Here is a 15,051-nt window from a genome sequence, read left to right as displayed (position 1 = left end):
AACGCCTTTGTCCCCCTGGCGTTCTAATAGTAGAGAGGGTGCCGTTCTCTGCTAAGCGTCGGAGTCTGTCTATAGAAATACCGAGAATCTCCGATGTTTCTCGTGGTGTCTTATAGTGTTTCATGCTATCATTATACCACAGAAACATAGATTTGCCAAGAAAAACATAGGGAAAGAACTATTTAGGAACACATCCTATTCCTATTGTAGCCAAATGCGTCTTTTCTTCTGCTATTCACTAACAACGGTTTGTTGTGCTTACGTTATTTTTCCGCTATTATAACCTAAAAGCGCGAAAAAATCAAGATCGCATCCGAAATTGCGCGTCCCTGTTGCTTCGGCATTGGACGAATTCGACGATTCCCACGGGCAGTCTTCGTGTTCTTCTCTAATTGTGCCTTTTTCTCTGCTGGTGCCTTTACGCCTTCCCGTTTATCAGGCACAGCGTCTTTCTGTTTCACACTCACGACCTCATCTCGAATGACTAACATGGATGAATTGCCGCCATCAAGATTGAGCGCATCCGTCGCACCCCATTCCAGAAATAGTTCCGCAAGCCGTGGCAGCATAACACCGCGTCGAACGCCTGCCTCTGTTGCTGTGATTGTCACGAAAAGGAGGGTGCCATCCGCCTTTTTACCAACTGCTGTCCGTGGGTGCCAGAAACTGTGAAATGCCTTATCAAAACCCTCTTGTGCGTAAGATTTCGTCGAAAGTGCGATGCCATCCTGCAGTAGTAACGGACCACCGCCGACAATATGCGCGAAGCTTGCCCATAACTCACTGTCCCCAACGCGTTCAGGAATGATTGTTTCACGGATCTGAACCGTATCACCTTCAGCGATATGTGATAAAAGTTCACCACATTTCTTACCGCTTGCAGATAAGACGTAACCATCTGTAGGAATGCGTGAACTTCCCTGTCCGTCGTGGATACTAACGACCTTACCGTTTCTCACAACGGTTTCTACACCATCGGGCATCGTCAAGGTCACTGCATGAAAATGCGGGCGGTAAATGACCAATTCGTTTTCGCCACGGTTCCGATTCATACCGTTAATTGGCAATGTCTTTTCACTCGATAGAACAAGCTCCTGTCGGAGCGCGATCCTGTCGATGTAAGCTTCGATTTTCCCGTCAACCGTTCGGAGTCCAATTACTGCTCTACCCTGTTCCGGTTCGCTTACCCACTCACCGTCAATCTTCAATGCACCGACCGACTCGCCACGAAACGTCCCCACCATCTCAAAAAAACCACCATTGATCGCAGCGAGTGCCTTGTGTCGTCGCGCCAGCGACACCAACGTTTCAGTCCCGATTCCCGCACTCAATGCTCGGTATGGACGGATGTCCACAGCATCCGGAGATACCGCGAGGATGTTCGTTAGCACACCCTTTTCTTGTATCTGTCGGTGTTCAATCCCCTGCGCAACCGATTTTGTTGCATCCGTCCGTTCACGCTCCGTAAAGGAACGGAAGTAATCGGTTATTTTGCTGAACTGAACCGTCTGTCCTAACCAAATACCGATACTCAAAATCAGCAGGAAGCCAATTATTGTCCATGTGCGCGGGTAACGTCTGATGAAACGGAAGCACCGCCGTCCTAAATAGGTAATATCAAACACTTTTTAACTATTGGGTTTCTGAGCTGCCCTCCGCTACGCTTACGGGCAGGTCTTTGATTATAGTAAAGTCAAAAAATATGTAGACAGTTGCTTAGCGAAACAACCCTCCGTGCCGCTGGCGAGGAGAGAATTTCCTTGCCATGGTAGGTGCGGTTTCCTAACAACACCATAAGCGTCATGATGTTGTGTGCATCCTATCTAAAAAGTTTCAAAAACCGTAGCACGGAACGAAGTGGAGTGCGGATGTAAGAAACGCCCGTCAGAGTTCAAGTTTACGCTGTTCCTCCGCAAGGTAAATTCAAAATCCGTTTTTCCCATTCGTCACATGTTGCATGCGTGCGCCGCACCGAAGCACCGATATAATTCGTCGGATCTCGCAATGCTTCACGCTGCGGTTCCGTCAACTTATCAAGAAATGGACGAAACGTCTCATCTTCCCACAACAACATCGTCAAACTCTTTCCAGTCTCATGCACCTGTCCGATCAACTTCCGGGTATGGTCGTATGCGTCGGGGAACCCGTAATACGCCATCAGCAGATAGATAGGCTCCGCGATCGTATCCTCCGCACTCAGCGCGAGATTGCGTTGCATGTTATCCGCTTTGACATCCATCTCCTCCAACGCACGCCGAAGCCGATAGATTGAGTAATCGAACGCCGTGAACAGTTCCGTCACAAAACGGCTTGATGCCGAATTCGTCAGGTCGCGTTGATGTTCGAGGATACTATCCATAAAGACGGTCTGCATACGCGGCACGAACGCCTTCCACAAACTTTTGATGTTCTCATATGCCTCTGGATTCACTTTATGGGGCATCGTTGATGAACCGACCAACTGTGGATTATACTTCCTGCCGACCTCAGCGATTTCAGTCCGATAGAGGTGTCGCATATCGTCTGCAAAGTTCGCAAGCACTGTGTATGCCGCCGTAATCTGATACGCCAAATCCGAGATGAACTCCGGTTCTACACACTGTGTTGACGTGTGCGTATCGGATGGTTTCAAACCGAGAAGTTCGAGGAAATCCGCCTCAATTTGCTCTGGATGTTCATGAATCAGTGCGAGTCCGTTGAACGCACCGACTGCTCCTGAGAATTGCCCACGAAGGTTTTGTCCGGCTCTGTGGATCTCTTCAATTCGGGTGCCGAGACGACTCACATAGAGTGCCAGGGCATAACCGAACGTTGTCGGTTCGGCGTGTTGACCGTGTGTCCTACCAATTTGCACCGTCCCTGCGTGCTCACGCGCCAGAGCAATCAATTGCTGTTCCAAGGCAACCAGATCCGGAATGATAACGTTTTCGGTGAGTGCCTTGAACCGTAAAGCAGTCGCCGTATCCAGAATGTCCGCAGAAGTGGCGAATAGATGGACATACGGACGCGCTTCGGGGCTAATGTTCCGCCGGATTACATTAACAAGGGAGCGAATATTGTGCCGAATACGAGACTGTTCCTCATAGACCTCTTCCGCCGTTACCATATCTACGGCTTGTTCCACCTCATCAGCGATCTCAGAGGTGCAGACTCCGTAATTTGCCAAAGTGCGTACCAGTGCCGCCTCCACTTTCGCCTGATATGTGACATATCCTGATTCGGAGACATACGGCAGCAATCGTTTCATAAAAGCGGGATCACTGCCATAATATCTAAAATCCAGTGGGCTGACGGCTTCATAAAGTTCCATAAAATATCTTCTCCATTAGAGCGGAACAAACTCCACCCCTTCATCTTTGTTTTTCTTTAATTGTAGTGTGGGTTTGACTTAAGCGTTTCTCTGCGCGCCGTATGAAGTTTAACAAAATATTTGGGTAATTCTATGTTCCCCCAGGCCTGGTAGGTGCAGTTTCCTAACCAGGGTTCCCACCCGTTACTGGGAAGGGACACCGGGCATCAGTAAAAATTACCCGATTAAATTCTTAATCTTCATTAGGCGTGCTATGTATTTGGTATGTTGCAACTGCAATGCCAGTTAGGGTATGGTTGTCCTGAGAGACCTTTGCTTGTAGCAACTCTACTATAATTATACACACGGTTTAGGAGAATGTAAAGCGTTTGTTTTCGTGTGGAGGGCATTTGGTCTTCCTGTAGGAGGGATCTCCGAATCCCGACTTCTCACTTGAGACTGGCAGAAAACCGCGTTTGTAGTAGGGAAACCATTCAGTGCCTGTCCCTCGTATCTATAAATATCCAAACCCGCCTCGCTAGCGAGGTTTTTTAAAGGAAACATCCAAGCGAAAACGCCTCGCCTACACAAAACTGAACATACCTGCCACTATAAGTTATACCCATTGGGGCGAAATGAATTGTAAACAGACAAAATAGGTAAACTCAGCACTACGAAAGGTGTTAGATATACAAATGACCTAAAATCTGCGAGAATCCGTGATTCAGACAATAAGTTTCGTATTCCTTTTGAGGCGTGAGACGGATGATCCAGAACTGTTTGCTAAACTCTACAGAGAAGAGTTAATCGAACAACATGGCGATATCCCAGAGGTGGATACTGTTGTTAAGGGAGAGACGAAGTTATGGTTTGGAGGCTTTAGGTTTCCGGGCGATGAAGATGAATACATCGCCTTTCTCGAAGCAAAATATGTGCTCTGGCCTGAGGCTTTGAAGTTGCAGAGAATCGAGAAATACCGAAAAGCAAAAGCAGAGGGAACGCCGTTCCATCTCATAAATTGGAACGACAATGACGGATAAGACTTTTTAATCGAGAACTGACCTGCTACGTTGTTTCATTTAGGGATTTTAATAACTTGAGCATACGTTTAGCGTCTCTCAGATGTTTGCGTGCTATAGGATTTTTCCGATCTAACCCAAGTGCTTTGATATAAGCGTCAATCGCTTCTTGATAGTATTGCTCTGCTTCAACAAAATCTTCCGCATCCATCTTACTTATAGCGATCTGGAGTTTTATGCCGCCCAGATTAACGTACCCTCTTACATACTCAGGGTCAAGTGCAATCGCTTTATTGATGTCATCAAGTGCCCCGTCTGCATCTTCAAGGTGGGCTTTCGCTGATGCCCGATTATTATAAGCAAAGATATGCTCAGGATTAATCCTAAGCATTTTATCAAAGTCCATAAGTGCACCCCTCATATCACCAATACGGGTTTTCACTATGCCTCGTCTGGAATAGATTTCAACCAAATCCGGGTTAAGTTTCAAGGCAGCGTTATAGTTTTTTATTGCACCTCTATTGTCATAAAGTTCTGCCTTTTCGGTTGCTTGTGCTTCTAAAGCATAGGCATGGACCCGTGAATGCTTCTGAAACCGATCCAAAGGCATGACTTCTCCTGAATGCGCAAGCAATTCCTTAAGCACGTTTGAAGATATTACAGTCGCAACCGTTGCAGTATCGCCGCCCAATACAGAGCCTGTACCATAAGCAACCACACCCACGACTTCGCTCTCACTGTTTAGGAGAGGACTACCACCGTTCCCAGAGGAAAACTGGGTTTTTATTTGCATCCATTTGTCATCTTTGTATCTGCCCTCGAGAGTGCCAGTTGTCCCCTTATATCTCAAGTCGTTTTGATAACCTAATGTATAAACTTTCTCGCCTATCTGGACGCTATCACTGTTTTCAAGGGAAAGTGGAACACCCGTCTCGGCAATTTTTAGAAGCACAAGGTTATTTTTCGCATCAAATGCGGTAACGCCTTCAATATTGACCCCTATTTCCTCGGTAACCTGACGGTGATTGCCTTCACAGAGCAACTGAATTGTGCTGTGGGCGGCCGCCTTCGTAAAACGTTCTCCGGGGATTGCAGCGACTGCAATAGTACCAGCGAGGACTTCAACAGTCGTCACAATTTTGTCCTGTTCTACAAAAAATCCTGTCCCTGTCTCAGCATATACTATTACCTCGGTGCGTCCTTTCTCGAATCCAAACGGTTGTTCGTCAGCCCGTCCTGTGATAAAGAAAACTGTAGATTTCTTACGCTTCTCAGCAATCTGTTGTAACAGCGCATCTCTTTTCCTTTTCATAATCATCCCTTTCTGTTGCTTATGGCATTAATACGTATGGTTTGGAGCTAACTCAGGTTAATTATAACCAAGATTTAAAATTCTGTGAATAAAAAACATTTGACAATCCCTCATGAAATATAGTATCATAATTGATAGGGATAAGTTTTTGCCACGTATGGCATTTACAAAGACATTACACACCTGTTAAACGAGACGTGGACAGGAAAATGCTTACGACACCGACGCTGCAATATAAGGAACTACTGCGCTACAACGCCCTACATCAAGACAACCTTCGGGCTGTCACGGGTTCGCGCGCCATATCCATTATTATTGCAATTCGTCGTGCTGTGGTGGGCTAATCACGCACAGATAAGAAGTTTCTATTACAACGCCCATCACTGAAGCAGACGATTTCAGTGAGGGTGTTTTTTTTTGTAAATACATAGGAAATTAATTAGGTAATACGACAAAGAACGATTTTCAATCAAGGAGTATCTCTAATCCTGAAAATCCTTGAATCCTGAAAACCCTGATTCAGACAATCAGTACATACAGTACACAGTTAATTTTTTATCTTCATTGAGGGAAAACGGCTTACACCGAGGAGACGTCACATGAAAAACCGCTCTAATCGAACGCTTGGTGATAAAATGTTTAAAGAGGTATCATCCCAATTCACGTTTGCTGAAAGGGAAAAACAGATCTTGGAATTTTGGCGTGAAAACGACATCTTTCAGAAGAGTATGGAGATATACAAAGACGCGCCACCGTTTGTTTTTCTTGAAGGACCCCCGTTTGCGAACGCTCCGCCCGGCGTGCATCACGTCCTCGCGCGTATCATGAAAGATGCCGTCTGCCGTTACAAGACGATGACAGGGCACTACGTCCACCGTAAAGCTGGCTGGGACACGCACGGACTTCCCGTTGAATATCAGGTCGAAAAGCAACTCAATATTACAAACAAAGCCGAATTGGAGGCTTACGGCGTTCAGAACTTTATCGAAAAATGTAAGGAGAACGTCTTCCAATACGAGCAGGATTGGCGACAGATGACCGAACGCATCGGATTCTGGGTCAATCTCGATGAAGCCTATATCACGCTGTCGAACGATTACATTGAAAGCGTCTGGTGGGTCCTTCGGCAAGCGTGGGACAAAGAACTCCTCTATCAAGGGCATAAAGTCCAACCGTATTGCTATCGGTGCGGCACAACCTTAGCGAGCCACGAAGTCGCACTCGGTTACCAAGAGGTCGCCGATCCGTCTATCTTTGTCCGTTTCCCACTGAAAAATAAAGAGAATACTTACCTCCTCGTCTGGACGACGACCCCGTGGACCTTGCCTTCTAACGTCGCTGTCGCTGTCGGTGAAGATTACGATTACGTCGCCGTTGAAGAAGCCGACGGACGGCATCTCATTCTCGCAAAAGAGTGTATACCGAGTTTATTCGGGGATGAACCCCCACAAATCGTCGAAAACTATAAAGGCAGGGATCTCCAAGAGTGGGAATACGAACCACTGTTTGATGGCGGACAGCATCCGGAAAGATCCCACTACATCGTCACTGGTGATTTCGTAACGACGACAGAGGGGAGTGGCTTGGTTCATATCGCTCCCGCTTTCGGACAAGATGACTATGACATCGGGCAGAAATACGGTCTGCCGCTCGTGCAATTGGTCGGTCCCGACGGTAGATTTGTCCCGGAAGTTAAAGACGTGTGGGCGGGTGAATACGTTAAAGACGCTGATCCGAAAATCATCGAAAACTTAGACGGACGTGGATTGTTATTTAAGGCGGCTGAGTATACACACCAATATCCGTTCTGTTGGCGGTGTGATACCCCCTTGCTCTATTATGCCCGCGAATCGTGGTTTATTCGAACAACCGCCATCCGAGATCAGATGCATCAGCACAATCAGCAAATCAACTGGTACCCGGAACATATCAAGGACGGACGTTTCGGCAATTGGTTGGAAAACAATATCGACTGGGGGTTGAGCCGTGAACGTTATTGGGGCACGCCTTTGCCCGTCTGGGTATGTGACGATTGTGGACATCCGCATTGTGTCGGTAGTATTGCTGAATTGAAGGAACTCGGGACCGATGTGCCAGATGATATTGAGCTGCACCGTCCTTATGTAGACGAAGTTATCCTCGCGTGCGAGAAATGCGGCGGCACAATGCATCGCGTGCAAGACGTCATTGATTGCTGGTTTGACTCCGGTTGTGCACACACGGCACAGTGGCACTATCCCTTTGAAAACAAGGAGATGCTGGAGCAGGCGTATCCCGCCGATTTCATCTCCGAAGCCATCGATCAGACCCGTGGCTGGTTCTACAGTCTCTTAGCGACAGGGACGCTCCTCTACGACAAACCCGCCTACAAAAACTGCCTCTGTCTTGAGCTAATTATGGGACCCGACGGTCAAAAGATGAGTAAGAGCCGAGGCAACACGATAGATCCGTGGACAATTCTGAACGAGCAGGGCGCGGATGCGATGCGCTGGTATATGTTCACCGCAACCACGCCGTGGACACCCCGCGCTTTCAAAATGGAGGGTATTGATGAAGCGTTGAAGAAGTTCATGGGAACCCTACAGAACGTCTATAGTTTCTTCGTCATGTATGCCAACCTCGAGCAGGTCGATGTCCTGCGAGATGTGCCGCCTGTCTCGGAACGCGCAACGGTAGACAGATGGATTTTGTCTCGTCTCCATACTCTCATCGACAGGGCGCGCGACGAGATGGAAAACTATCATCTCACGAATGCACCGCGCGTTATTGAGGCGTTTGTGGACGATCTCAGCAACTGGTATGTCCGTCGTTCTCGCGATCGCTTCTGGGGCGCGGAAGCCGGACCTGACAAGCATGCCGCCTATGCCACACTGTATGAGGTACTCGTAACCGTTGCGAAACTCGCCGCACCCTTCGTTCCATTTTTGGCGGATGAACTCTATCGTAACTTGGTCTGTTCGTTGGATACTGAGGCACCGCCAAGTGTGCATCTCTCGGAATATCCGGTTTCGGATGCCGCACTCAGAGATGCTCAGTTAGAAGCAGATATGGATTTCACACGTGATGTGATTAGCATGGGGCATGCCGCTCGCAACCGTTCCGGTATTAAGACACGCCAACCCTTGGCAGAGATCACGCTCGGTGGACTCTCTGACGCAGAGAAAGCAACCGTGAATCGTTTGGCAGACCTCATCCACGATGAACTCAATGTCAAAGCGATCGCCTTCACAGAGAACTTGGACGCTTTCGCACAGGTGACACTCAAACCCAACTTCAAGGTATTGGGACCCAAATACGGCAAGGGTGTGCAAGCCATCGCTAAAGCATTCGCCGCCGCAGACGCTGCAGCATTGAAAGCGGAGTTGGAAGCCGAGGGCAGTTTACAGATTGAAGCGTCGGGAGATACATACATGCTTGAGCCGTCCGAAGTTGATGTGCAAACCCAGAATCGGGAGGGTTTCTTTGTGGAAGCGGATGCGAAGAAATTCGTCGCATTGTCAACGGAATTGACACACGAGTTGACGCTTGAAGGGTTAGCACGTGAGTTCGTCAATAAAATCCAGAATATGCGGAAGGAAGCCGATTTCAACGTCTCTGATCGGATTAACCTCAGCCTCAGTGATACGTCTCCGCTTGTAGATGAAGCGTTTCAGACACATCAAGACTATATCCTCCGCGAGACCCTCACGACGGCTGTCGTAAACACACCGGGCGAAAACGCCTTCACTCTCGCCCAGAAACTCAACGGCGAACCCGCAACCTTGAGCGTTGAACAGGTTTAGTTCGTCCTTTCTCCACTGGCGAGGTTTCCTAACCTCGCCAGAAATATTTATAACCCAAGTTGCTACTAACAAATATTGGTGTTTTTGCTTGGGTATTTCTGCGGATTTCCCTTGAAGTTCTTGATTGAAATCAAAGCGTTCGGGATTCGTTTTTTAATCCGAGCGCGCATGCTGTACAGCAAGAAAATGCTACTATATGCAAACGGACTTGATAAATGGTACACTGTATGCTACTATAAATATATGGTAGATAGAGAATTTTGGCGCAATCGAATCGACCTTCACCATCGTCTGCTGCACGGCGGACTGCCCCCGTTTTTCCTTGAGGCTGAACTTCCCGAACCTGATTTCCAAGAATGGATAGATGCTTATTGGGCAAAAGATATCCAGGAACTTTTTCGACTTGAGCGCCGCTACTCCTTTCAGAGATTTACTGAACTTCTCATGGCTCAGAGCGGTGGCGTTTTTGAAGCCTCCCGTTTCGCACGTCCGTGTGAGGTGAGTCGGACTACCATATCAAATTATCTCTCTATTCTGGAGGCGACCTTCGTCGTGCATGTCATCCGTCCGTTCAGTTCTCGCCGCGCAACTGAGATTGTCGCTGCACCGAAAGTCTACGGTTTCGACACCGGATTCGTCTGTTATTATCGAGGGTGGTCGCAACTCCGACAAGACGATCTCGGTTCATTGTGGGAACACTTTGTTCTCAATGAAATTATGGCACATACGCAATCCCACGATATTCGCTATTGGCGTAACAAGAGGGGACAATAGGTCGATTTTGTACTCACACGTGCACGGGGTCTACCAATTGCTATCGAGTGCAAGTGGGCTGCCTCTGGATTTTCACCTCGTTCCCTACTTACATTTCGTAAGCAATATCCGGACGGCGAGAATTTCGTCGTGGCACACGATATAGATCGTTCTTTCACAAGCAATTACAACGGCATCCAGGTTAAGTTTGTGAATTTAGACATGTTAATTGCTGAGATATGCCCCTCCAAGAGATAAAAAACTTGCCTTAAAACCGAATTTTTGATATAGTAAAGTTCAAAATAAATATCTCTAAAACCTGTCTTGTAAATACCAATATCTGTGGCGGGGTCTCCGCGCCTCAGCCCCCAACTTTTTATAAAGTGTGAATTCCACTTAATAATTAATGAAAGGAGATTCCGTTCATGCAAGATTTTTCCTATGTTTCCGCGCAAACGCTGTCGGAAGCCGTTGCACTGCTTGATGAAAACGGAGAAAAGGCTCGCATCTTGGCGGGTGGGACCGACCTCATCGTTAATGTCCGGGAGGGACGTCGAGACGTTGGCTTGATGATTGATGTCAAATCCATTCCAGAGGTGAACGTCTTGGATTACGATGCAAACACCGGCTTAACACTCGGTGCTGCAGTCGAATGTTATAAAATTTACGCTGTTGATGCCATCTGTGATGCCTATCCCGGTTTAATCGATGCAACCAAAATTATTGGCGGCACCGCCATCCAAGGGCGCGCGGGGGTTGGAGGTAATTTGTGTAACGCCTCACCCGCTGCGGATTGCATACCGCCGCTAATTGTACTCGGCACTACCTGTGTCATTGCCGGTCCCAAGGGCGAGCGTGAACTACCTGTCGAACAGTTCTGCACAGCTCCCGGTCAAACCGCTCTGGAAACCGGCGAGATGCTCGTCTCTCTGAAGATACCAGCACCCGCAAGTAATTCCAGTTCTTTCTATCTCCGGTTTATCCCACGTAATGAGATGGATATCGCTGTCGTTGGTGCCGGAGCATCTGTGACGCTTGATGCTGCGAAACAGACAATCGTCTCTGCCCGTATCGCACTCGCTGCTGTTGCCCCGACGCCACTCTTTGCTGAAGAAGCGAGCGCGCTACTCGCAGGTCGCGAGGTTTCTGATGCCGCGATTGATGATGCCGCACAAGCTGCGCAAGCCATCGCACGCCCGATTAGCGATATGCGTGGGACTGCCGAGCAGCGGACACACCTCGTCGGTGTGCTGACGCGACGCGCACTCAACGGTGCCATCCAGAGAATCCGAGACGTATCATAGATTTTGTTGATTTTTTAGATTATACTTTGCGGGGAACAAAGGTCGTTAGGACTTTGGGGTGCATTTCTTGGATCCCTCGGCACTGTTGTTGCAGGAAATCATGAGTTTTGAACCTTTGTAGCGTAGACTGTGCGTCTGCGTTTTAATCGAAACCCAAGCCCGTAACGAAGTGGAGGGCGACTCTAACACGAAAAACGTCAGGATACAAACCACTGACACTTATCCGCAAGGTAAAATTAAAACGTGAAAGGAACTATACTATGGCGAGAAAATCGCACGTTCAAACCACTATCAATGGCGAAACAGTAGAATTTCTCTGCGAATCCCGGCAAAGCCTTCTCGAAGTTCTCAGGGATGAACTCTACCTTACAGGTGCTAAAGAGGGATGCAACAACGGAAATTGTGGGGCTTGCAGTGTCATCCTCGACGGCAGACTCGTCAACTCGTGTCTCGTCCTCGGTGTAGAGACTGAAGGCAAATCCGTCGAAACTATAGAAGGTCTCGCGGAACCCGACAAACTACACCCGATCCAAGACGCATTCTTGGAAAACGCCGCGCTCCAGTGCGGTATTTGCACACCCGGCTTTATCATGAGTGCCAAGGCATTGCTGGATAGCAACCCGAACCCAACTGAAAATGAAATTCGGTACTGGTTGGCGGGAAACCTGTGTCGCTGTACCGGCTATGATAAAATTGTCAAAGCAGTGATGGATGCCGCTAAGGGAACCTCTGCTTAATTTCATACAAACGCAGTCTCATAAATCGGAGGAATATGCGTAATGGCTGAGAAAAAAGAATATAAAGTCATTGGTACCCGTCCCATTCGCCATGACGGGGTCGACAAAGTCACCGGTCGCGCACTTTACGGGGCAGATTTCCAAATGACCGGAATCCTGCACGGGAGAGTCCTGCGCAGCCCACACGCCCATGCGCGAATCATATCGATTGATACCAGCCGTGCCGAAGCCTATCCCGGCGTTAAAGGCGTTGTTACCGCTCAAGACTTGCCTGAAGCTGAAGACAGAATCGCAGACTTAGGCGAGGGCGCGGTCAATCTCAAGTATCTCTGCGACAACATCTTGGCAAGCGATAAGGTGCTATACAAGGGACACGCCGTTGCCGCTGTTGCCGCAACAAGTCCGCATATCGCAGAGGAAGCTTGCACACTCATTGATGTCGAATACGAAGTGCTACCTCCTGTCTTGGAGGTCCGCCAAGCTATGGAGGCGGACGCACCAGTCCTGCACGAGACCCTGAAAACTACCTCAATGGGCGAGACGGCTGACGAACCGAGCAACGTCGCAAGTCATATCCAGCATCAGTTGGGTGATCCTGAGAAAGGGTTCGCCGAAGCGGATGTCGTTGTTGAACGTGATTTCGTTACGGGCACTGTCCATCAAGGCTATATTGAACCCCACAACGCTACGGCGCATTTCAACCAAGATGGTCAACTGACCATTTGGTGTAGCACACAAGGGGCGTTTACTGTTCGCGAACAGGTCGCCGAAATTCTCCAATACCCCATTTCCAAGATTAAGGTCGTTCCGATGGAAATTGGCGGTGGTTTTGGTGGCAAGATTAGCGTATACATCAAACCGGTCGCCGCGTTGCTGGCAAAGAAAACAGGTAAACCCGTCAAGGTGCTTATGAACCGTGCGGATGTATTTGAAGGCACGGGACCGACACCTGCCTCCTACGTTCGGGTCAAGATGGGTGCGACCAAAGAGGGGAAGATAACCGCCGCTGAGGCGTATCTCGCTTTTGAAGCGGGTGCCTATCCGGGTGCCCCCGTTGGACCTGGCGCGATGTGTATCTTTGCACCCTACAGCATTGAAAACGTCATCATTGACGGTTACGATGTCGTTGTCAATAAACCGAAAACCGCGCCCTACCGCGCGCCCGGGGCACCAAACGCTGCCTTCGGTTCAGAGACAGTTGTTGACGAGATCGCGGAAAAACTCGGCATCGATCCGCTTGAGTTCCGGTTAATCAACGGGGCAAAAGAGGGCGATCGGCGCGCAGATGGACCCGTTCACCCGCGCATCGGCTGTATTGAAACGCTCGAAGCCGTGAAAGCACATCCGCACTATACCGCACCCAATGGGAAGAAACACCACGGTCGCGGTGTCGCTTCCGGGTACTGGTTCAATATCGGCTTGGAGTCGAGCGTGACGATTAATGTCAACTCCGACGGCACAATTAACCTCATTGAAGGTTCCACAGACATCGGTGGTACTCGCGCTTCGATCGCTATGCAGGCGGCAGAAGTCCTCGGTATTCCCGCTGAATCGGTTAACCCAAGCGTTGTTGATACCAATTCTGTCGGTTACACCGCTGTAACGGGCGGTAGCCGCACAACCTACGCAACAGGTTACGCCGCTTATGAAGCCGCACAGGATGTCAAGCGGAAAATGATTGAACGTGCCGCGAAACTCTGGGAAGTTGACGAAGCCAATGTGCAGTTCGCTGATGGCGAATTTTCATGCATCAACGGCAAGGAAGAACAGATTAGCTTCCGCGACCTCTGTGCACAACTCGGTCAAACCGGCGGTCCGATTGTAGGCAGTGGAACAGTGAATCCCGGTGGCGCAGGTGGTGCCTACGCAACGCACGTGGTAGATGTAGCAGTGGACGAGGAGACGGGTAAAGTCGAGATCCTCCGCTATACCGCTGTCCAGGATGCAGGAAGAGCCATCCATCCGAGTTACGTTGAAGGACAAATGCAGGGCGGTGCTGTTCAGGGCATCGGATGGGCATTGAATGAGGAATACATCTATAATGATGAAGGCACCATGACTAATGCCAGTTTCCTCGATTACCGGATGCCGACCTGCTTAGATTTACCTATGATTGATGCTGTCATCGTTGAAGTCCCGAATCCGGGGCATCCGTATGGTGTGCGCGGGGTCGGTGAAGTGCCGATTGTGCCACCAATGGCTGCCATCGCTAATGCTATCTACGATGCAATCGGCGTTCGGATGACAGAACTCCCGATGTCGCCCGATCGGCTTCTGAAAGCCATGGGCAAAATCTAACGTGAGTGGGTTTTGAAACCCCGATTCTGTAGGGGTAGGTCTTATGCCTACCCCTTCTTTGTAGGTCGTGTGCCTACTTTCTTTGTAGGAGCGAGTTCCAACTCGCGATTTCCTCCAAATCGTGACGGATTTCCGTTAAAACTTTACCCAACTGAAAGCCGACTGCTGACAGCCGATAGCCACTAAAAAAATGCCAACCGTAGTTATTCCTCCCCTCATGCGTAAGTTTACAGGCGGCGAAGAGAACATTACGCTCCCCGGTGCGACTGTCCGTGAAGTGATTGATAATTTAGAAAGTCGCTACCCGGGTATCAAAGAGCGGTTATGTGAAGAAAATCGTCTTAAGCCCGGCATTGCCGTATACATTAATGGTCTCCTGACTCGCGGATCCATCCTCGAACGCGTTGACACAGACGCAGAAATTCATTTCCTCCCTGCCATCGGCGGTGGTGTTGCAGAACCATCACGCTAAGTTCTGCAACATTTTGAAACTTTTGGCGGGACAAGTGTGTTTTCTGATTCAAACCGAAAAGGAGGGGTTATAATGAGATTCAGCA

The 15,051-nt window shown here is 48.9% G+C and carries 10 protein-coding genes; 7 read left to right on the top strand and 3 right to left on the bottom strand.

All coding sequences use genetic code 11. From position 1 onward, the window contains the following. Positions 1–284 precede the first annotated feature (284 nt). Together J4G07_17005 and J4G07_17000 are read right to left on the bottom strand one after the other, a co-directional pair. Positions 285–1,625 (bottom strand): phosphodiester glycosidase family protein, encoded by a 1,341-nt coding sequence (locus J4G07_17005; protein ID MCE2415686.1) that lies wholly within the window; start codon positions 1,623–1,625, stop codon positions 285–287. A gap of 272 nt (positions 1,626–1,897) precedes the next feature. Continuing rightward, a complete protein-coding gene (locus J4G07_17000) occupies positions 1,898–3,310 on the bottom strand; it encodes an adenylosuccinate lyase (protein MCE2415685.1) in 1,413 nt (470 codons plus the stop codon). 698 nt (positions 3,311–4,008) lie between these two features. On the opposite strand from J4G07_17000, the gene J4G07_16995 reads away from it, so the two are divergent. Next, positions 4,009–4,329 carry a hypothetical protein gene (locus J4G07_16995; protein ID MCE2415684.1) on the top strand — a complete coding sequence of 107 codons (321 nt, stop codon included), beginning with the start codon at positions 4,009–4,011 and terminating at the stop codon, positions 4,327–4,329. Between the two features lie 25 nt (positions 4,330–4,354). Here the strand turns inward: J4G07_16995 and J4G07_16990 are convergent, their stop codons facing one another. After that, positions 4,355–5,620 (bottom strand): tetratricopeptide repeat protein, encoded by a 1,266-nt coding sequence (locus tag J4G07_16990; protein MCE2415683.1) that lies wholly within the window; start codon positions 5,618–5,620, stop codon positions 4,355–4,357. Between the two features lie 635 nt (positions 5,621–6,255). On the opposite strand from J4G07_16990, the gene J4G07_16985 reads away from it, so the two are divergent. The 6 genes from J4G07_16985 to J4G07_16960 all read left to right on the top strand — a co-directional run bounded on the left by J4G07_16985 (position 6,256) and on the right by J4G07_16960 (position 14,966). Further along, the gene (locus tag J4G07_16985) at positions 6,256–9,402 is read left to right on the top strand and encodes an isoleucine--tRNA ligase (GenBank protein ID MCE2415682.1); all 3,147 of its coding nucleotides are present in this window, start codon (positions 6,256–6,258) and stop codon (positions 9,400–9,402) included. A 186-nt stretch (positions 9,403–9,588) separates the two neighbouring features. After that, a complete protein-coding gene (locus J4G07_16980) occupies positions 9,589–10,176 on the top strand; it encodes a DUF4143 domain-containing protein (GenBank protein ID MCE2415681.1) in 588 nt (195 codons plus the stop codon). Between the two features lie 404 nt (positions 10,177–10,580). Continuing rightward, positions 10,581–11,459, top strand: a complete 879-nt coding sequence (locus tag J4G07_16975; protein ID MCE2415680.1) for a xanthine dehydrogenase family protein subunit M — start codon at positions 10,581–10,583, stop codon at positions 11,457–11,459. Between the two features lie 260 nt (positions 11,460–11,719). Next, positions 11,720–12,196, top strand: coding sequence for a (2Fe-2S)-binding protein (locus J4G07_16970; protein ID MCE2415679.1), 477 nt, complete (start codon positions 11,720–11,722; stop codon positions 12,194–12,196). Between the two features lie 42 nt (positions 12,197–12,238). Further along, on the top strand, positions 12,239–14,494 hold the full coding sequence (locus J4G07_16965) for a xanthine dehydrogenase family protein molybdopterin-binding subunit (protein MCE2415678.1): 2,256 nt from the start codon (positions 12,239–12,241) through the stop codon (positions 14,492–14,494). A gap of 217 nt (positions 14,495–14,711) precedes the next feature. Continuing rightward, positions 14,712–14,966 (top strand): MoaD/ThiS family protein, encoded by a 255-nt coding sequence (locus J4G07_16960; GenBank protein ID MCE2415677.1) that lies wholly within the window; start codon positions 14,712–14,714, stop codon positions 14,964–14,966. The last annotated feature ends 85 nt before the right edge of the window (positions 14,967–15,051 follow it).

The organism is Candidatus Poribacteria bacterium, from assembly GCA_021295715.1.
Taxonomy (GTDB): Bacteria; Poribacteria; WGA-4E; order WGA-4E; family WGA-3G; genus WGA-3G.
This window is presented reverse-complemented; position numbering and strand designations above follow the sequence as displayed.